We start from the raw sequence: 18069 nt of genomic DNA, 5'->3' as shown, positions 1-18069 counted from the left end.
GCGCGGGTCATCCTTTGCTCTGCACCCGCGGAGGCGACGGCTACGGTCTGCGACCGGCGCCTATTGGGGTGCAGAGCAAAGGACAGGGCGATGCGGAGTTGCACCGGCGACGCGCTCGTGACGCGTCGACGAGCGACAGTCAGACCAGGCGCAGGCGGGCGGCGCGCATCCGGGTCAGGGTGCGCTCGCGACCGAGCACCTCCAGCGACTCGAACAGCGGCAGACCGACGGTGCGGCCGGTGACAGCGACCCGCACCGGCGCCTGCGTCTTGCCGAGCTTGAGGCCCCGCTCGGCGCCGACCGCCTCCAGGGTCGACTTCAACGACTCGGCGTCCCAGGACTCCAGCGCCTCGAACGCCGCGACGGCGTCGTCCAGCAGCTCGGCGGAACCGTCCTTCATCGTCTTGGTCCAGGCGGCCTCGTCGATCAGCGGTGAGGCCAGGAAGAGGAAGTCGACGTTCGGCACGATCTCGCTGAGCACCGCGATCCGCGTCTGGGCCAGCGGCGCCACTGCGGCGAACGCGTCGGCGTCGAACTCCTCAGGCTGCCACGGCGGTGGCGCGATGGTCCCGGTGCCGGTCAGCCACGGCTGGCAGGCGTCGATGAACTCGGCCACCGGCAGCGCGCGAATGTACTCGCCGTTGAACGCGCGCAGCTTCTTCTCGTCGAAGAACGCCGAGGAGAGGTTGACCTCGTCCAGCCGGAACTCGTCCTCGATGACCGACCAGGGAACGATCTCCCGGTCGCCGGAGGGGGCCCAGCCGAGCAGCATGAGGTAGTTGCGCATCGCGCCGGCCAGGTAACCCTCGTCGCGGTACGCCTCCAGGGCGACCTTGTCCCGGCGCTTGGACAGCTTCTGACGCTTCTCGTTGACCACCACCGGCACGTGCGCCCAGATCGGCGGCTTGACCCCGAGGGCTTCCCAGAGCAGTTGCTGCTTGGGGGTGTTGGGCAGGTGCTCCTCGGCCCGGATCACGTGGGTGATCCCCATGGTCATGTCGTCGACGACGTTGGCCAGCAGGAAGACCGGCGAGCCGTCGCCCCGGGCGATGACGAAGTCCTCGATGAGCTTGTTCTCGAACGTGGGCTCACCACGGATCAGGTCGACCACCACTGTCGCGCCCTCGTCGGGCGTACGGAAGCGCAGGGCGTGCCCCGGGCCGGGGCCGAGGCCACGGTCGCGGTGGTAGCCGTCATAGCCCTGGTACTGCGAGCCGGTGCGGACCTGCACGTCCTCACGGGTGCAGTCGCAGTAGTAGGCGCGGCCCGACTCGTACAGGCGCGCGGCCGCAGCCCGGTGCTCGCCCGCGTTCGCCGACTGGAAGTACGGGCCCTCGTAGCTGCCCCGGGAGATCCCGATCCAGTCCAGCGCGGAGAGGATGCCCTCGGTCCACTCGGGTTTGTTGCGCGCCGCGTCGGTGTCCTCGATGCGAAGCACGAACACGCCGCCCTGCTGCTTGGCGTAGATCCAGTTCTGCAGCGCCGAGCGGGCGCCGCCGACGTGGAACATGCCGGTCGGGGAGGGGGCGAAGCGCACACGTACTGTCACGCCCCCCAGCCTACGGCGGTACGCGACTGCTTTCCGCCACCGCCCCCTAGGGCACCGAGCGGATCTTGACGACCAGCGCGCTGCCGAGCAGGGTGACCACGGCGGTGACCGCGTAGAGCGTGGGATAGCCGCCCAGGTACACCACGAGCGGGGCGGAGAGCGCCGGGCCGAGCACCTGCGGCGCCGAGTTGGCGATGTTGATGACGCCCAGGTCCTTGGCCCGGTCGGTGGCTCGGGGCAGCACCTGGGTGATCAACGCGGCGTCCACCGAGAGGTAGACGCCGTAGCCGGCGCCGAGCAGCAGCGCGGCGACGATCGCCATCGGCCAGACCGGCGCGACAGCGAGCAGTAGCGCCGCCACCGCCATGATCAGCCCGGAGACGATCACGTAGATCTTGCGGCGGCCGGAACGGTCGGACAGCCGGCCGGCGACCACAGCGGTCAACATCATCCCGAGCGTGTAGAGCAGGATCAGCACCAGCAGGCCGCCCTCGGGGTCGGGGTGGCGCACCCCGTCGCTGAGGAAGTACAGCAGGTAGAGGGTGCCCAGGGCGTTGCCCAACTGGACCAGGAACCGGGTGATCCAGGCCCAGGCGAAATCCGGGTGCCGGCGAGGGCTGATCCACATCGAGGCCAGCAGCGCCCGCGTCCGGATCGCAGGCCGATGGGTACGCGGCAGCGGTTCGTCGGGGGTGAGCAGCGCGAACGGCAGCGACAGCAGCAGGATGGCCACGGCGATGGCCAGGTAGCCGGCGGCGTTGCCGGTGACGACGGCGGTGACCAGCACAGCGCCGAGCACCAGCCCGAGCGCCTGCGGGATGCCCACCCACCCGGAGACCCCGCCGCGCTGGCGCACCGGGACCCGGTCCGGGATGGCGGCGGTGAGGCTGGCCAGCATCGCGTTGAAGCAGACCTGCGCGGCGACCCAGCCGAGGGCGACGCCGAGGATGGTCCGTTGCTGGGCCAGCAGCACCAGGGCCGCCGCGCCGAGCACGGCCCCGCCCGCCGTCCAGACGTGCCGACGACCGAACTCACGGCCGGCGATCCGCAGGCAGGTCCGGTCGGAGAACGCACCCGCCAGGGGGTTGGCCAGCACCGCGGCCAGCGCGCCGAGGCCGGTGACCACGGCCAGCATGTTCTCCTTGTCGCCGGGCGCGATCTGCTCGATCTGTTGCGGCAGCAGCACCTGGATGGGCGTGAAGAACGCCATCCACACGCCGAGGTTGGCCGCGAAGATCAGACCGATCCAGCCGCGCCGCACCGGCACCGTCGGCTCGGCGAGTGCCGCCGGCAGCGAGGCCGGCGTCGGGTCGAGGGTGGTCACCGCGCCGACCCGGGCCGGCTGGCCGCGATCACGTCCCGCAACCAGGTGTACGACGACTTCGGCGTACGGGTCTGGGTGGCGTAGTCGACGTGCACCAGACCGAAGCGCTTGGTGAACCCCTCGGCCCACTCCCAGTTGTCCAGCAGCGACCAGACGAAGTACCCGCGGACGTCCACCCCGTCGTCGATGGCGGACCGGACCGCCCGCAGGTGCCCGTCGAGGTACGCGATCCGCTCCGGGTCGGCCACCTGCCCGTCGGCGTCGGGTGCGTCGTCGTACGCGCAGCCGCTTTCGGTGATCTCGATGGGCGGCAGCGCGTCGCCGTAGGTGTCGCGCAGCCAGCCGAGCAGTTCGCGTAGCCCGTCGGGGGCCACCGGCCAGTCGAAGGCGGTACGCGGATAGCCGTCCAGCGGCACGAGGTCGAACGGCAGGGGTGAGCCCTCCTCGGCTGCCCGTACCCCGGTGGGGTTGTAGTAGTTCACGCCGAGCACGTCGATCGGCGTGGCGATCGTGTCGAGGTCGCCGGGGTGGATGACGCTCGGGTCGAAGCCGGGCAGATCCGGGTAGCCGCGGCCCAGCAGCGGGTCGGTGAAGAGCCGGTTGTGCAGCGCCTCGTACGCCGCCCCGGCGGCCCGGTCGGCGTCGCGGTCGCCGAGCACCCGCACCGGCGAGTAGTTGTTGGCGATCGCCACCGGGCTGGAGGAGTGGGTCCGCAGCGCGGCGACCGCGAGCCCGTGCCCGAGCAGTTGGTGGTGGGCGACCGGGAAGGCGTCGAACAGCAGCATCCGGCCGGGGGCGTGCACACCCATGCCGTAGCCGAGGCTCATGTGGATGAACGGCTCGTTGAGGGTGATCCAGAGCCGGACGCGGTCGCCGAGGCGGGCGGCGGCCTTCTCGGCGTACTCGGCGAACCGGGCGGCGGTGTCGCGGTGCAGCCAGCCGCCGGCGTCTTCGAGGGGTTGCGGCAGATCCCAGTGGTAGAGGGTGGCCACCGGGTCGACGTCGGCGACCAGCAACTCGTCCACCAGGCGGTCGTAGAAGTCCAGGCCGGCAGGGTTGGCCGGGCCGGCGCCGGTGGGCTGGATGCGGGGCCAGGCGATGGAGAACCGGTACGCGGAGACGCCCAGGCCGGCCAGCAACGCCACGTCCTCGGAATGCCGGTGGTAGTGGTCGCAGGCCACCTCGCCGCTGCTGCCGTCGCTGATCCGCCCGGGGGAGCGCGCGAAGGTGTCCCAGATGGACGGAGCTCGGCCGTCGGCAGTGGCGGCGCCCTCGATCTGGTGGGCCGAGGTGGAGACGCCCCAGCGGAAGCCGGTGGGGAACTGGGGCATCGGTGCGGTCGACATGCGCCCTCCCGGTCAACGTGAAACGTGCTCGGGACTTTAGGGCGCTGTCGATGAATGCGCCATAGGCCGGCCTGGCGCAATGCGCAATGGTTGATCGGCGTGTCTTTTTCCGAACCCGTCCAGGTAAGTCCGATTTAGCGCATAGAGTGCCGATATCGTGGGATGTCCTCACCGGAGGAAAGACGGAAATGATCCTCGTGGAACGCAGTGCGCACGTGGCGGCGCCAATTGAAGTGGTCTGGGATGTCGTGCAGCGGGCCGAGCAGTTGCCGGCCTGGCTGGCCGGGGTCCGTGCGGCCGAAGTGCTCTCGGGAGAGGGCTTCGGGCGGCGACAACTGGTCCAGGCGGGGCGCGGCTCGGCGCATGAGGCCGAGGTGATCGCCTACCAGGAGCCGACGCTGATCGGCTGGCGGGAACGGGCGAGGGGTGCCGGTGCTCGTGCGGAGGCGCGCACCGAAATCTACGTCCAGCTCACCGCAGACGAGGAGGAGGGCGGAACCATCGTGCGCCTCATCGTGGTCCGCTGGCCGGCCGGCCCGGTCAAGGCGGCCCTGCTGCGCCTCGGACTGCGTCGGGTCGGCGCCGACCTGGAGGACTCGCTGGCCCGGCTCACCGACCTGGCCGCCGTCGGCTGACGAGCGCCCATCCTCCCGGCGTCACCCGCGACGGCGGTGGTCCGGATCCCCGCCAGGGCCCCCGGACCACCGCCGCTCCGAACACTGAGGAGGGCCCGGCGCGGATGCGCCGGGCCCTCCTCAGTGGTGCTGGGTCAGCTGTCGCCGCCGGTCTCGCCGACCGGGGCGGCGTTGACGTCGTCGATCGCGTATTTCTTGGCGGCCTCGGCCGGCACCGTGGTCGCCACCGCGCCGCTGCGGGCGAGCTGCCGCAGCGTGGCCACCACGATCGACTCCGCGTCGACGTGGAAGTGCCGGCGCAGCGCGTGCCGGGTGTCCGACATGCCGAAACCGTCGGTGCCGAGCGACGTGTAGTCGCCGGGTACCCAGCGGGCGATCAGATCCGGTACCGCGCGCATGAAGTCGCTGACCGCGATCTTCGGCCCGTCCGCCTCGGCCAGCTTCTGCTGGATGTACGGAACCTTCGCCTCGGCGCCCGGGTTGAGCAGGTTGTACTCCTCGGTCTCCACCGCGTCACGGCGCAGCTCGGTCCAGGAGGTCACCGACCAGACGTCGGCACCAACCCCCCAGTCCTGGGCGAGGAGCTGCTGGGCCTTGAGCGCCCACTGCATCCCGGTGCCCGAGGCGAGCAGATTGGCCTTCGGGCCGTCGACCTGCGGGGCCGGCGAGTAGCGGTAGATGCCCTTGAGCAGGCCCTCCACGTCCACGTCGGCCGGTTCGGCCGGCTGGAGGGTCGGCTCGTTGTAGACCGTCAGGTAGTAGAAGACGTTCTCCTGCGCGTCCCCGTACATCCGGTGCAGACCCTGCTCCAGAATGTGCGCGATCTCGTACGCGAACGCCGGGTCGTACGCCACCACGGCCGGGTTGGTCGCGGCGATCAGCAGCGAGTGCCCGTCCTCGTGCTGAAGGCCCTCACCGTTGAGCGTGGTCCGACCCGCGGTGGCGCCGAGCAGGAAGCCCCGGGCCATCTGGTCGGCCGCGGCCCACAGCCCGTCGGCGGTCCGCTGGAACCCGAACATCGAGTAGAAGATGTACATCGGGATCATCGGTTCGTCGTGCGTGGCGTACGCCGAGCCGGCCGCGGTGAACGAGGCCACCGAACCGGCCTCGTTGATCCCCTCGTGCAGAATCTGCCCGGTCGTCGACTCCTTGTACGACAGGAACAGCTCCCGGTCGACCGAGGTGTAGCGCTGGCCGTGCGGCGAGTAGATCTTCGCGGTCGGGAAGATCGAGTCGAGACCGAAGGTGCGGGCCTCGTCCGGGATGATCGGCACCCAACGCTTGCCGAACTCCTTGTCCTTCATCACGTCCTTGAGCAGACGGACGAAGGCCTGCGTGGTGGCCACCTTCTGCTTGCCCGAGCCGCGCTTGATGTCGGCGAACCGCTCCGGCCCGGGGATGGCCAGCCGCTTCGTGCTGGTACGCCGGGACGGCAGGTACCCGCCGAGCTGCTCGCGCCGCTCCTTGAGGTACGCCAGCTCCTCGGACTTCTCGCCCGGGTGGAAGTACGGCGGCAGGTAGGGGTTCTCCTCCAGCGCCGAGTCCTGGATGTCCAGGTAGAGCCGGTCGCGGAAGGTCTTCAAGTCCTCCAGCGTCAGCTTCTTCATCTGGTGGGTCGCGTTGCGGCCCTCGAAGTGCGAGCCGAGGGTCCAGCCCTTGATCGTCTTCGCCAGGATGACGGTGGGCTGACCGGTGTGCTCGGTGGCCGCCTTGTAGGCCGCGTAGAGCTTGCGGTAGTCGTGCCCACCCCGCTTGAGGTTCCAGATCTCGTCGTCGCTCAGCGGCTCGACCATCTTGCGGGTCCGGGTGTCACGGCCGAAGAAGTGCTCCCGCACGTACGCGCCGGACTCGGCCTTGTAGGTCTGGTAGTCGCCGTCGGTCGTGGTGTTCATGAGGTTGACCAACGCGCCGTCGGTGTCCGCGGCGAGCAGCGGGTCCCACTCACGACCCCAGACGACCTTGATCACGTTCCAGCCGGCACCCCGGAAGAACGCCTCCAGCTCCTGCATGACCTTGCCGTTGCCCCGGACCGGGCCGTCCAGCCGCTGCAGATTGCAGTTGATCACGAAGGTGAGGTTGTCCAGTTCCTCGCGAGCGGCGACGCCGATGGCGCCGAGCGTCTCCGGCTCGTCCATCTCGCCGTCGCCGAGGAATGCCCAGACGTGCTGCTGGGAGGTGTCCTTGATGCCGCGGTGCTGCAGGTACCGGTTGAACCGGGCCTGGTAGATCGCGTTCAGACCGCCGAGGCCCATCGAGACGGTGGGGAACTCCCAGAAGTCCGGCATCAGCCGGGGGTGCGGGTACGAGGGCAGCCCACCACCGGGGTGCGACAGCTCCTGGCGGAACCCGTCGAGCTGGTGCTCGCTGAGCCGCCCCTCCAGGAACGCCCGTGCGTACATGCCGGGGGAGGCGTGGCCCTGGTAGAAGATCTGGTCGCCACCGCCCGGGTGGTTCTTGCCCCGGAAGAAGTGGTTGAAGCCCACCTCGTAGAGCGACGCCGAGCTGGCGAAGGTGGAGATGTGCCCGCCGACGCCGATCTCCGGGCGCTGCGCCCGGTGCACCAGCATGGCGGCGTTCCACCGGACGTACGCCCGGATCCTCCGCTCGACGTGCTCGTCACCCGGGAACCAGGGCTCGCGCTCCGACGGGATGGTGTTGATGTAATCGGTGGTGGTCAGGGGCGGAACCCCGACCTGGCGCTCACGGGCCCGCTCCAGCAGGCGCAGCATGACGTAGCGGGCGCGTTTGGCCCCGCGTTCGTCGATGACACCGTCAAGCGACTCGACCCATTCGCTGGTCTCTTCAGGGTCGATGTCCGGAAGCTGGCTCGGTAGGCCGTCGCTGATCACCGGGCGCTTGCGTTCCGTAGCCACAGGCGTTCCCTCGGTTGTGTGTGGGATAGGTCTCTAGCGCCATCCTGCCCCCTGGTGGCACCCGTCGTCACGTCTAGGTCCCCCCGACGCGATGCTGAACACAGGTACTCGCCGGTAACTTAGCGCGACGACCGAGTGAAGACTGAGTGGTTTGACCGCTCCTCCTACCGTTGCCGCCACGAACGGACGCCGTGTCGCGGTCGCCGCGAGCATGATCGTCGTCGGGGTGGTCGGCCTGGTCATCGGCGCCGTCGCCCTCGCCTCCGGCAACCTGCCGATGGTGGGACTGGGAGACGCCGGGAGCGGGCACGTCGGCCGCCAGCGGGACGGCGACCACGACAGCCCCGACGGTACGGAGCCGGCCGGCGGCAGCGGCGACTCCGGGGGAGGCTGGTCCGGCTGGGGCTGGTCCAGCGGTGACTCCGGTGGCGGCTGGTCCGGCGGTGACTCCGGTGGCGGCTGGTCCGGTGGCGGCGACTCTGGCGGCGGTGGCGGCAGCTCCTGACCGCACCCTGCGGCAGAATGCGACGTATGCGCAGCGACGTGATCACCGTCCAGACCGGGTCCCGGCCGACCGTCCGGGACATCACCGCGGAGGCCCAGCAGTTCGTCTCGGGCGAGGGCGACGGCCTGCTGCACGTCTTCGTGCCGCACGCCACCGCCGGCCTGGCGATCATCGAAACCGGGTCGGGCTCCGACGACGACCTGCTCAGCGCGCTGGCCGACCTGCTCCCCACCGAGGACCGCTGGCGGCACCGACACGGCTCGCCCGGCCACGGCCGTGATCACGTGCTGCCGGCGTTCATCCCGCCGTACGCCACGCTGCCGGTGCTCGGCGGCCGGTTGGCACTCGGCACCTGGCAGTCGATCTGCCTGGTCGACACCAACGGCGACAACCCGACCCGCCAGGTTCGCTTCTCCTTCCTCCCCGCCTGACGGCCGCGCCGCCGTCTCGCGTCACGATCCGCGCGGCGTCCCCGCAACTGCCGCCTGGACCGGGAGTGAGGCGGCGCCGTGCGGATCGTGACGCGTCGGGCGGCTTACGGGCGGACCGTCTCCTGGTCGACGGTCTGCTGGCCGGGGTCCGCGGACGGCGCGGCGCTGCGGACCGCTGACGGGACCGGGTTGTCCGCCGTCTGGTGCAGGCCGGGCACGCGGTCCTCGATCACGAACGAGGCCCGGGTGTGCGCGGGCGCGCCCGGCCGACTGACGTACGGCAGCACGTCGAAGTCGGCGGTGAGCTGTCCCGGGGTGATCGTGGTGCGCACGTACCCCCGCAGGTTGTTCTGGAAGCGCAGGTGCGGGTTGAACGCGAACCACGGGTGCGAGCCGGACGCCGAGTCCGCGCCGTCACCCGTCGAGGTGATCGAGGAGCAGACCAGTTCGGTGCCGACGGTGCGCGAGGTCGGGTCGGCATAGTCCAGCTTGAGATCGCTGGCCCAGTGCGCGTGCACGTCGCCGGTCAGCACCACCGGGTTGCGTACCCCGGCGGCCAACCAACCCCGGGTGATGCGGTCCCGGGAGGCGACGTAGCCGTCCCAGGAGTCCATGCTGGTGACGGTGAGCGGGCCGGAGTTGTTGTCCCGTTGAGCGAAGAAGACCTGCTGGCCCAGGATGTCCCACTGGGCGTCCGAGCGACGGAAGCCGTCCAGGAGCCACGCCTCCTGCTCGGCCCCGGTGATCGACCGGGCCGGGTCGGATGCCGCCGCGCAGTCCCGGTAGCCGTCGCCGCAGGCCTGGTCGTCGCGGTACTGCCGGGTGTCGAGCATGTGGAACGTGGCCAGCCGCCCCCAGCGCACCCGCCGGTAGAGCTGCATGTCGATGCCGCGGGGGATCGAGGTGCGCCGCAACGGCATGTTCTCGTAGTACGCCTGGAACGCCGCCGCCCGCCGCGCGGGGAACTCCGGGTCCGGCGCCTCGGGCACCTCGTCGGCCCAGTTGTTCTCCACCTCGTGGTCGTCGAACACCACCGCCCACGGCGCCACCGCGTGCGCGGCCTGCAGGTCGGCGTCGGTCTTGTACTGGGCGTGCCGCTGCCGGTAGTTGGCCAGCGTCCGAGTCTCCGGTCCCTCGTGGTCACGCGGGTTGCCACCGGGGACGTTGTACGTGTCCGGGGCGTACTCGTACTGGTAGTCGCCCAGGTGCAGGATCAGCTCCGGCTCGGTCTCGGCCAGCCGCCGGTAGGCGGTGAAGTAGCCGTGCTCGTACTGGGAGCAGGAGGCGAAGCCCATCGCCAGGGCGGCCGGCATGGTCCACGGTGCCGGGGCGGTGCGGGTGCGTCCGGTCGGCGAGACGTGGCGCTCGGCACGGAACCGGTAGAAGTACTCGCGCCCTGGCAGCAGGCCGGCCAACTCCACGTGCACGCTGTGCGCCGAGCGGGTGCGGGCGACCGCGACCCCGCGGCGCACCACATGCCGGAACCGCTCGTCGGCGGCCAACTCCCAGTGCACCGGCACGTCGCGGTCCGGCATGCCGCCGAGGCCGTCCTCCGCCAGTGGCTGCGGGGCCAGGCGGGTCCACAACACGAACCCGTCGTGGTCGGGATCGCCGGAGGCCACACCGAGGGTGAACGGATAGGCCAGCGGCCGGCCCGCCGCCGCGCCGGCCGCCGCCGGCAGCCCGGTGACCGCGCCCGCGGCGCCGAGTGCGCCGGACAGCAGGATGGTACGTCGGGACAGTGACACGAATCCTCCCCAGAGTCCGATCTTCGTGACTCCGGGAGCCTCGCGAGCCCCGGTGGCCGACAGGTGACAGCGAGTGGCCCTGCTCGTCGCCGGCAGTCGAACACCGATGAGCGCTGTCGATCCGTCCGGACCCGCCGCCGACCGATCCGCCGTCCGACGGGTGATCCGGCCGGCCGGTGTGCCCGAACCTGATCGCTGAGCTTGGACGACCGGCGCACTGCGTACGATGTGGCCGTGACGCAGGAGGTGGGTCCCGCGGCAGGTGAACCTGTGGATCGCGCTGGTCTCGCCGTCGATGTGGTGCGGCGGATGGCGCACGTCACGGCCGCACTGCGACACCGGCAGGGTTCCGCGTTCGCCGAGTTGGGGCTCACCCCGGCGGCGGCCCGGGCGCTGCGGGAGTTGGACCCGGACCACCCGCTGCCGGCCCGGGATCTCGCCGACCAGTTGGGTTGTGACCGGTCGAACGTGACGGTGCTGGTCGACAAGCTGGAGCTAGCCGGGCTGGTCGAGCGCCGCACCGACCCGACGGACCGGCGGCAGAAGACGCTGGTGGTGACCGAGGAGGGCCGCGTCGTGCGGGCCCGGGTGATCGAGGTGATGTCCGACTCCCGACTCCTGTCCGGGCTGAACGACGAGGAGCTGAGCACCCTTCGTGACCTGGTCTGGAAGGTGTCCGACGGCGGCTGTCCGGAGTCCTTCGGGCCGGAGTGAGCGCACCCCCGCCGGCCGTGTCCCACTGGGCGAGCAGGGCTTCCGTCGGTAATGCTGTCCGACGTGACCACCCCGCAAGATCTCGACGACCGGTTCCGGGAGACGCTGGCGGCGCTGCCTGCCGCCGAGCGGCGGCGTGACCCCGCCGACCCGGTCACCGACGACGCCCCGCTGACCGGCGCGCAGGTGCTGAACCTGTTCGACGCGCAGGTGACCAGCCGGCAGCTCGACCTGGCCGGCCGCTGGTTGCGCAGCTTCGGGGAGGGTTTCTACACCATCGGCTCGGCCGGGCACGAGGGCAACGCCGCTGTCGCCGCCGCGCTGCGTCCCACCGATCCGGCGCTGCTGCACTACCGATCGGGCGCCTTCTACTGCCTCCGCGCCGCTCAGGTCGCCGCCGGCCCGGCGCTGATCGCCGACCCCGAGCCGTCCGCCGAGCCTGAGTCGACCGTCGACGCCGGATCGACCCGCGACTTCGAGTCGAGCGCCGATCCGCAGGTGTCCGGATCGGAGCCGGCCGCAACCGGACCGACCTCGGCTACCGGGGCCGCCAACGGGTTCGCGGCGTACGCCGACGCCGCCCGGGACGTGCTGCGCGGGATGGTCGCGTCCAGCCTTGAGCCGATCGCCGGGGGCCGGCACAAGGTGTTCGGCCGAGCGGACCTGGCCATCGTGCCGACCACCTCCACCATCGCCTCGCACCTGCCCCGCGCGGTCGGAATGGGACTGGCCGTGGAGCGGCTGCGCCGGCTGGACAGCGCCGGCCGGCGTAACGGGGCCGGGGTGCGGGTGGGCAGTGGCGCGGGCGCCACGCACGCGCCCTGGCCACCGGACGCGATAGTGGTCTGCTCCTTCGGCGACGCCTCGGTCAACCACGCCAGCGCCACCGCCGCCTTCAACACCGCCGGGTGGTACGACCACGCCGGGCTGCGGATTCCGGTGCTCTTCGTCTGCGAGGACAACGGGCTGGGCATCAGCGTCCGCTCGCCGGAGGGCTGGGTCGAGGCGACCCTGCGGGCCAAGCCGGGCATCCGCTACTTCAGCGCGGACGGGACCGACCCGGTGCGGACGTACGAGGTGGCGGCGGAGGCCGCAGCCTGGGTACGCCGCAACCGGCGGCCGGCCGTGCTGCACCTGCGCACCGTACGGCTGATGGGGCATGCCGGGGCGGACGCGGAGTCGGCGTACCGGAGTCCGGCCGAGCTGGCCGAGGACCTGGACCGGGACCCGGTGGCCGCCACCGCGCGGCTGCTGGTCGACGCCGGCGTGGCGACCGGCGAAGAGCTGCTGGCCCGGTACGACGAGACCGGCTGGCAGGTACGCCGGCTGGCCGAGGAGGTGCTGGGCGAGCCGAAGCTGGCCTCCGCGGCCGACGTGGTGTCGGCGCTGGCGCCACGCCGTCCCGTGCGGGTGGCGCGGGCGGTGGCCGACGCCGCGGCGCGGGCCAGCGGGCCGGGCGCGGGCGCCCGGGCGGAGGCGTTCGGCGGCAAGCCGCCGGAGCTGGCCGGGCCGATGACCCTGGCGCAGAGCATCAACGCCGCGCTCGCCGACGGAATGCTCGACCACCCGCAGATGGCGCTCTTCGGTGAGGACGTGGCCGCCAAGGGCGGCGTGTACGGGGTGACGAAGGGGCTGCGCGACCGGTTCGGGGCGGCCCGGGTCTTCGACACCCTGCTCGACGAGACGTCGGTGCTCGGGCTGGGCCTCGGTGCCGGGCTGGCCGGGATGCTGCCGGTGCCGGAGATCCAGTACCTGGCGTATCTGCACAACGCCGAGGACCAGCTGCGCGGTGAGGCGGCCACCATGCGGTTCTTCTCGCAGGGGGCGTTCCGCAACCCGATGGTGGTGCGGGTGGCGGGCCTGGCGTACCAGGAGGGGTTCGGCGGGCACTTCCACAACGACAACTCGGTGGCCGTACTCCGGGATGTGCCCGGTCTGGTGGTCGCGGTGCCGGCGCGGCCGGACGACGCCGCGCCCATGCTGCGGACCTGTCTGGCGAGCGCGGCGGTGGACGGCAGTGTCTGCGTGTTCCTGGAACCGATCGCGCTCTACCACACCCGCGACCTTTACACGGAGGGTGACGGGGAGTGGCTGGCCGGCTATCCGGAGCCGGGTGGATGGGTGGCCGGGCACGTGCCGATCGGGCGGGCCCGGGTCTACCGGGTCGGCTCGGCGGACGACCTCACCATCATCACCTTCGGTAACGGGGTACGGATGTCGCTGCGGGCCGCGGCGGTCCTCGCCGAGGAGGGGGTGGGCACCCGCGTGGTGGATCTGCGCTGGCTGGCTCCGCTGCCGGTGGCCGACATCATCCGGGAGTCCTCGGCGACCGGCCGGGTGCTGGTGGTGGACGAGACGCGCCGTTCCGGCGGGGTCGGCGAGGGCGTGATCGCCGCGCTGGTCGACGCCGGATATGTCGGTGCCGCACGTCGAGTGGCGGGAGTTGACTCGTTTGTACCATTAGGTCCGGCAGCACGTCACGTACTGGTCTCCGCGGAAGCCATTACCGACGGTGCCCGTACGCTGCTGGCACGGTAAATTCCGTTCCACCCGGTGCGCCACTTGCGCGCAGACCAACAACTGTGTGGACTCTGCCTGACGGCCGTCGCACCGACGCCGCGAGCAGGGACGAGATGAGGAGGCACGCGACAGTGAGCGCGACCGCTGGTCAGGCCGCCGACGGGGTACGCAGCCTGGCGGACCGGTTCGGGATCGAACCGGGGATGGTCGTCATGGAGATGGGGTACGACGACGACGTCGACCAGGATCTCCGAGACGCCCTGACCGACCGCTGTGGAGATCTGGTCGACGAGGACACCGACGAGGTGGTCGACGCGGTGCTGGTTTGGTACCGGGACGGCGACGGCGACCTTTTCGAGCTGCTCGTCGATGCCCTCGGCCCGCTGGCCGACAACGGCGTCGTGTGGCTGCTCACCCCGAAGGCGGGGCGCGAGGGGCACGTCGAGCCGAGTGAGGTCGCGGAGTCCGCGCCCACCGCCGGCCTTCAGCAGACCTCGACCGTCAACGCCGGCCGGGACTGGAGCGGCGCCCGTCTGGTGCTGCGTCGAGGGGCCAAGGCCAAGAAGTAGCCAGCGCCGCTCCGCTCGCCCGACGGTCCGCCCACCGCCGGGTAGCAGGCTGGTGCCGTCACCCCGACTCGACGCCGTCGCCGGCACCGGCGAGGCCGAGCAGCGAGGAGAGTTCGCATGCCCATCGAGGTTGGTGCCGAAGCACCCGACTTCGTGCTCAAGGACCAGAACAACCAGGAGGTTCGCCTCTCGGACTTCCGGGGCAGGCGCGTCGTGCTGCTGGTCTTCTACCCGCTCGCCTTCACCGGCACCTGCCAGGGCGAGTTGGGCGAGGTGCGCGACAACCTCGGCGAGTACGTGAACGACGACGTCCAGGTGCTGACCGTCAGCGTCGACTCGGCCTACAGTCACAAGATCTGGGCCGACCGTGAGGGCTACCAGTTCCCCATGCTGGCCGACTTCTGGCCGCACGGCGCCGTCGCCCAGGCGTACGGGGTCTTCAACGACGTGGCCGGCTTCGCCAACCGGGGCACCTTCGTCATCGACAAGACCGGAGTGGTCCGCTTCGCCGAGATGAACGGCCCGGGCGAGGCCCGCGACCAGCAGGGCTGGCGCAAGGCCATCGCCGAAGCGACCAACTGACCGGGGTACGCCGTGCGCCCGGGTCGGTGGCGGGCAGGTAAGCTTGCCAGCCACCGGCCCGCCACACGGGCGATCCGGGCGCGTAGCTCAGTGGGAGAGCACCCGCCTTACAAGCGGGGGGTCGCAGGTTCGAAACCTGCCGCGCCCACCCTTCACCATCTGCCGAAACCACATCATGCTCCGGGGCGCAGCATCCTGATCAGGACTGTACGCAGCGCCTCGGCGGCCTCGGCCGGAGACATCCGGCCGGCGTCGACCTCCTCGCCTGCGGCGTGGCCGAGTTTGATGGTGATCGCGGCCAGCCAGCCGGCCGGGAGTCCTTTGTCGAACTCGCCGCTCGTCTGACCGCGTTGAATCACGCGATTGATCCGGTCGGCGACCGGTGCGTGGCGCTCCTCGTCGACGTGCGGGCTCACCGGAAGTGACGCGATCTGCTGGATGAGGGCCGGATAGCGCGTGGCGGTCTGGGCGCCGGCTTGGAGGACGCGGATCAGCGCCTCCGTGGCGGATCCGTTGTCTGGGTCGGCGGCGTCCATCGCGGCGACGGCCTCGTCGGTGATCTGTCGGACGACGGCGGCCATCAGGTGCTCGCGGGACGGGAAGTGGGCGTAAACGGTCTGCCGGGTCACGCCGGCGGCGCTGGCGATGGCGTCGAGGCTCGCGTCGGGCTGCGCGTCGAGCAGTCGGACTGCCGCGTCGAGGATCGCGCTGCTGTTGCGGCGGGCGTCGGCACGTCGGTTGCGGTCTGCTGAGCCAATCATCTCTTACACCTTGCCAAAGTTATCGGAGGGCGATATTTTACAGGCCGTAAAGATTCATCGAATCACAAGCTGATAGTGGGTGACATGGGCGGTCTCGATGGCATCAATCCGAAAGAGTTCATCGCCAACTTCTTTACCTCCTTCACGAACGATCTGGTTCGGGGCGACGAAGATCCGGCAGTGGTCGTCGACCGATACCACACGCCCGACATTGTGCAGTTCGCCGACGGCAACCTGATGGACCGCGCCAAGCTCATCGCGCACACCCGCCCGGCGCGGAAGCATCAGACCGACGCCCGGTGGGAGGTGCATGAGGCCATAGCAGATGGGGGCCGGATCGCCGCCCGCTACACACTGCACTTCCAGACCTCGAAGCGGGCAGGCAGTGTGGACGTCCACTTCTTCGGGCAGTTCGCTGTCGACGGGCGAATGCGCCAGGCCCACATGCTCACCCGATCGGTTCCCGCCAAGGACAGCGGTGCCGCCCCGGCCGAGGGCGGCGCGGAGCCCTCGCCGGACCCAAGGCGGTCGCCGGCATGACCGTCAGCGGCTATCGGGTGATCGGTATGGCCTGCGGGCACTGTGCGGGCTTCGTCGCCGAGGAGATCGAACGGATTCCCGGCGTCACCGCCGTGGCGGTGGACGTCGAACGCGACACTGCCACGGTGACGAGCGATCGACCTCTCGACATCGCCGAGGTACGTGCCGCGGTCGAGGAAGCCGGCTACGAACTGCCCGGTCAAATTCCGTCACCGCCATGATGGGTGGGTGCAGGACACCGTAGCCGTCGCGCTGATCACCTCACTGTCCACGTTGGCCGCCGCCGCCCTGACCGGGCTGGTCGGCGCGCTCAGCACCCGTCGGCAACTGGCTCACCAGCTCACCGTCGCCCGGCAGGAGAGTGCCGAGCGCCGGGCGACGCGTCGGGATGAGCTGCGGCGGGACGCGTACGTCGGGTTCCTGAGCGCCTGCGACCAGGCGTACCGGCAGTTGGACCGGCGGTGGCTGGACGCCGGCGGGGGTGAGCCGGTGCCCGGCTACGACGAGGCGTACGCGGCGATGCGCGCCGTGGACGAGGCGTACAACCTGGTGTTGCTGGAGGGCCCGGCGGAGGTCGCGGCGGCCGGCCGGGCCGTGTTGACCAGCCTCACCACGGAGTACGCCGACCAGCGCCGACTCGGTGACGAGTCGGGCGACGGGAGCGCGCCGCTGCGCGACCGGCACCGGGAGCGCTGGCTCGCGGCGATCGAGGTACGGACGAAGCGCCGGATCTCGTTCGTCGACACGGTACGCCCGGTGTTGGGTCACGACGGCTGACGAGCTGGCGTTCCTCACCTGTCGCGGCGGCGCACCCGCCGATCGTTGAGGCCGGGCGGCGCCGGATGGCGCGGCGACGCCGCCCGGGTCCCTCAGCTGGTGAAGCCGCCGTCGACGTTGACCACCGCACCGGTCACGTAGCCGGCCTCGGGGCTGGTCAGGTGCGCGACGGTGGCAGCGATATCGGCGGGGCGAGCGTACCGGCCGACGGCGGTGAATCCGCTGATCGCCGCCGCGTTCGGTCCGTCCGCCGGGCCCAGCGCCTCGATCTGCTTCACCACGATGGCGGCCCGCGCGGCGTCCTGCCGGACGGCCCGCGGACCCGGCGGGCCGCCATGATCCGCGCAACTTCACGGATCCTGCTGCCTCACCAGCCGACGAGACAGCAGGATCACCGAAGTTGCGCGGATCTTGCGAGGTGGGGGAGGGTGAGGCGAGCGATTCGGGGAGCGTGGTCGTGGAACTGGCAGGCATTGGCGCGGTGCTGTTCGACATGGATGGCACCCTTGTGGACTCCGACGCCGCAGTGGAGCGGGCCTGGGAGCGGTGGGCCGCCGAGTACGCCGTCGACCCGGCGGCGGCGCTGGCGATTGCGCACGGCAGCCCGGCCGACCGGACCATCCGCCGGCTGCTGCCCGCGCTCGACGATGCCGCGGTCGCCACTGCCGCGGCCCGGCAGTTGGCGTTGCAGTACGACGACCTGTCCGACGTGACGGCTACCCCCGGGGCGCACGAGCTGCTGAACACGCTGGCCCGGCTGGGGTTGCCCTGGGCGGTGGTGACCAGCGCCGATAGGCGGCTCGCCGAGGCCCGGCTCGGCGCCGCCGGCATCAAGGCGTCGGTGCTCGTCACGGTGGAGGACGTCAGCGTGGGCAAGCCGGACCCGGAGGGCTACCTGCGGGGCGCGGCGCTGCTGGACGTACCCGTGGGGCGGTGCCTGGTCGTCGAGGACGCCGCGGTCGGCCTGCGGGCCGGCCGGGCGGCCGGGGCGATGACCGCCGCGCTGAAGGGCCTCGACGGCGACCTGCGTCTGCGCGACCTGGCCCAACTGGCGCACCAACTGGAGTCGACGCCGTCGGCACCCTGACCACTGTCAGCCAGTGCGCCGGTGGGTGGTCAGGTGCGCTACCACCGCCGCATCGATGAACGCCACGACGAGCAGCTGCGCCCGGTTCCCGGCGCCGGGCCGACTGGT

18 protein-coding genes and 1 tRNA gene are annotated in these 18069 nt (G+C 71.1%); 12 read left to right on the top strand and 7 right to left on the bottom strand.

The window, feature by feature from the left end; all coding sequences use genetic code 11:
- Positions 1-139 precede the first annotated feature (139 nt).
- Genes gltX through ACIA47_RS25460 form a run of 3 tightly spaced genes read right to left on the bottom strand, consistent with a single transcriptional unit; the run spans position 140 to position 4219 of the window.
- Entirely contained in the window at positions 140-1549 is a 1410-nt protein-coding gene (gene gltX, locus ACIA47_RS25470) for a glutamate--tRNA ligase (protein ID WP_396711033.1), read from the bottom strand.
- A 46-nt stretch (positions 1550-1595) separates the two neighbouring features.
- Positions 1596-2873 (bottom strand): MFS transporter, encoded by a 1278-nt coding sequence (locus tag ACIA47_RS25465; protein WP_112582590.1) that lies wholly within the window; start codon positions 2871-2873, stop codon positions 1596-1598.
- Positions 2870-4219 (bottom strand): GH1 family beta-glucosidase, encoded by a 1350-nt coding sequence (locus tag ACIA47_RS25460; protein ID WP_396711032.1) that lies wholly within the window; start codon positions 4217-4219, stop codon positions 2870-2872. The genes ACIA47_RS25465 and ACIA47_RS25460 overlap by 4 nt, the downstream gene beginning before the upstream one ends.
- A 188-nt stretch (positions 4220-4407) precedes the next feature.
- Between ACIA47_RS25460 and ACIA47_RS25455 the strand changes: the two genes are divergently transcribed.
- Positions 4408-4854 (top strand): SRPBCC family protein, encoded by a 447-nt coding sequence (locus tag ACIA47_RS25455; protein ID WP_396711031.1) that lies wholly within the window; start codon positions 4408-4410, stop codon positions 4852-4854.
- 134 nt (positions 4855-4988) lie between these two features.
- On the opposite strand, the gene aceE is transcribed toward ACIA47_RS25455, so the two are convergent.
- The gene (gene aceE, locus ACIA47_RS25450; protein ID WP_396711030.1) at positions 4989-7727 is read right to left on the bottom strand and encodes a pyruvate dehydrogenase (acetyl-transferring), homodimeric type; all 2739 of its coding nucleotides are present in this window, start codon (positions 7725-7727) and stop codon (positions 4989-4991) included.
- 151 nt (positions 7728-7878) lie between these two features.
- Here aceE and ACIA47_RS25445 point away from each other — a divergent pair, with 151 nt between their 5' ends.
- Both ACIA47_RS25445 and ACIA47_RS25440 read left to right on the top strand, forming a co-directional pair.
- Positions 7879-8232: a hypothetical protein gene (locus tag ACIA47_RS25445; RefSeq protein WP_396711028.1), complete on the top strand. Its 354-nt coding sequence runs from the start codon at positions 7879-7881 to the stop codon at positions 8230-8232.
- A 26-nt stretch (positions 8233-8258) separates the two neighbouring features.
- Positions 8259-8663, top strand: coding sequence for a YjbQ family protein (locus tag ACIA47_RS25440; RefSeq protein WP_396711027.1), 405 nt, complete (start codon positions 8259-8261; stop codon positions 8661-8663).
- 104 nt (positions 8664-8767) lie between these two features.
- Here the strand turns inward: ACIA47_RS25440 and ACIA47_RS25435 are convergent, their stop codons facing one another.
- Positions 8768-10411 (bottom strand): alkaline phosphatase D family protein, encoded by a 1644-nt coding sequence (locus ACIA47_RS25435; protein ID WP_396711026.1) that lies wholly within the window; start codon positions 10409-10411, stop codon positions 8768-8770.
- Between the two features lie 309 nt (positions 10412-10720).
- On the opposite strand from ACIA47_RS25435, the gene ACIA47_RS25430 reads away from it, so the two are divergent.
- The 5 genes from ACIA47_RS25430 to ACIA47_RS25410 all read left to right on the top strand — a co-directional run bounded on the left by ACIA47_RS25430 (position 10721) and on the right by ACIA47_RS25410 (position 14944).
- On the top strand, positions 10721-11125 hold the full coding sequence (locus tag ACIA47_RS25430; RefSeq protein ID WP_396711115.1) for a MarR family winged helix-turn-helix transcriptional regulator: 405 nt from the start codon (positions 10721-10723) through the stop codon (positions 11123-11125).
- A gap of 51 nt (positions 11126-11176) precedes the next feature.
- Positions 11177-13663 carry a thiamine pyrophosphate-dependent enzyme gene (locus tag ACIA47_RS25425; protein ID WP_396711025.1) on the top strand — a complete coding sequence of 829 codons (2487 nt, stop codon included), beginning with the start codon at positions 11177-11179 and terminating at the stop codon, positions 13661-13663.
- A 113-nt stretch (positions 13664-13776) separates the two neighbouring features.
- Positions 13777-14214 carry a DUF3052 domain-containing protein gene (locus ACIA47_RS25420; RefSeq protein ID WP_030330240.1) on the top strand — a complete coding sequence of 146 codons (438 nt, stop codon included), beginning with the start codon at positions 13777-13779 and terminating at the stop codon, positions 14212-14214.
- Positions 14215-14331: 117 nt separating this feature from the next.
- Positions 14332-14796 carry a peroxiredoxin gene (locus tag ACIA47_RS25415; RefSeq protein WP_091409339.1) on the top strand — a complete coding sequence of 155 codons (465 nt, stop codon included), beginning with the start codon at positions 14332-14334 and terminating at the stop codon, positions 14794-14796.
- A gap of 76 nt (positions 14797-14872) precedes the next feature.
- A tRNA-Val gene (locus ACIA47_RS25410) sits at positions 14873-14944 on the top strand.
- 25 nt (positions 14945-14969) lie between these two features.
- Here ACIA47_RS25410 and ACIA47_RS25405 read toward each other — a convergent pair.
- Positions 14970-15557, bottom strand: a complete 588-nt coding sequence (locus ACIA47_RS25405) for a TetR/AcrR family transcriptional regulator (protein WP_396711024.1) — start codon at positions 15555-15557, stop codon at positions 14970-14972.
- 84 nt (positions 15558-15641) lie between these two features.
- Between ACIA47_RS25405 and ACIA47_RS25400 the strand changes: the two genes are divergently transcribed.
- Genes ACIA47_RS25400 through ACIA47_RS25390 form a run of 3 tightly spaced genes read left to right on the top strand, consistent with a single transcriptional unit; the run spans position 15642 to position 16874 of the window.
- Positions 15642-16097 (top strand): nuclear transport factor 2 family protein, encoded by a 456-nt coding sequence (locus ACIA47_RS25400; protein WP_396711023.1) that lies wholly within the window; start codon positions 15642-15644, stop codon positions 16095-16097.
- Positions 16094-16318, top strand: coding sequence for a heavy-metal-associated domain-containing protein (locus ACIA47_RS25395; RefSeq protein ID WP_396711021.1), 225 nt, complete (start codon positions 16094-16096; stop codon positions 16316-16318). The genes ACIA47_RS25400 and ACIA47_RS25395 overlap by 4 nt, the downstream gene beginning before the upstream one ends.
- 7 nt (positions 16319-16325) lie before the next feature.
- Positions 16326-16874 (top strand): hypothetical protein, encoded by a 549-nt coding sequence (locus ACIA47_RS25390; protein WP_396711019.1) that lies wholly within the window; start codon positions 16326-16328, stop codon positions 16872-16874.
- A gap of 92 nt (positions 16875-16966) precedes the next feature.
- Here the strand turns inward: ACIA47_RS25390 and ACIA47_RS25385 are convergent, their stop codons facing one another.
- Positions 16967-17155, bottom strand: a complete 189-nt coding sequence (locus ACIA47_RS25385) for an SDR family oxidoreductase (RefSeq protein WP_396711018.1) — start codon at positions 17153-17155, stop codon at positions 16967-16969.
- Positions 17156-17331: 176 nt separating this feature from the next.
- On the opposite strand from ACIA47_RS25385, the gene ACIA47_RS25380 reads away from it, so the two are divergent.
- The gene (locus ACIA47_RS25380; protein ID WP_396711017.1) at positions 17332-17961 is read left to right on the top strand and encodes an HAD-IA family hydrolase; all 630 of its coding nucleotides are present in this window, start codon (positions 17332-17334) and stop codon (positions 17959-17961) included.
- Positions 17962-18069 lie beyond the last annotated feature (108 nt).

It is taken from the genome of Micromonospora sp. NPDC051227 (assembly GCF_044455385.1).
GTDB lineage: Bacteria > Actinomycetota > Actinomycetes > Mycobacteriales > Micromonosporaceae > Micromonospora.
This window is presented reverse-complemented; position numbering and strand designations above follow the sequence as displayed.

Bases quoted from the DNA above. Each gene is read 5' to 3' on its own strand.
- ACIA47_RS25455 (WP_396711031.1), top strand. From the start codon at position 4,408: ATGATCCTCGTGGAACGCAGTGCGCACGTGGCGGCGCCAATTGAAGTG.
- ACIA47_RS25460 (WP_396711032.1), bottom strand. From the start codon at position 4,219: ATGTCGACCGCACCGATGCCCCAGTTCCCCACCGGCTTCCGCTGGGGC.
- ACIA47_RS25395 (WP_396711021.1), top strand. From the start codon at position 16,094: ATGACCGTCAGCGGCTATCGGGTGATCGGTATGGCCTGCGGGCACTGT.
- ACIA47_RS25440 (WP_396711027.1), top strand. From the start codon at position 8,259: ATGCGCAGCGACGTGATCACCGTCCAGACCGGGTCCCGGCCGACCGTC.
- ACIA47_RS25400 (WP_396711023.1), top strand. From the start codon at position 15,642: ATGGGCGGTCTCGATGGCATCAATCCGAAAGAGTTCATCGCCAACTTC.
- ACIA47_RS25425 (WP_396711025.1), top strand. From the start codon at position 11,177: ATGCTGTCCGACGTGACCACCCCGCAAGATCTCGACGACCGGTTCCGG.
- ACIA47_RS25405 (WP_396711024.1), bottom strand. From the start codon at position 15,557: ATGATTGGCTCAGCAGACCGCAACCGACGTGCCGACGCCCGCCGCAAC.
- ACIA47_RS25430 (WP_396711115.1), top strand. From the start codon at position 10,721: ATGGCGCACGTCACGGCCGCACTGCGACACCGGCAGGGTTCCGCGTTC.
- ACIA47_RS25415 (WP_091409339.1), top strand. From the start codon at position 14,332: ATGCCCATCGAGGTTGGTGCCGAAGCACCCGACTTCGTGCTCAAGGAC.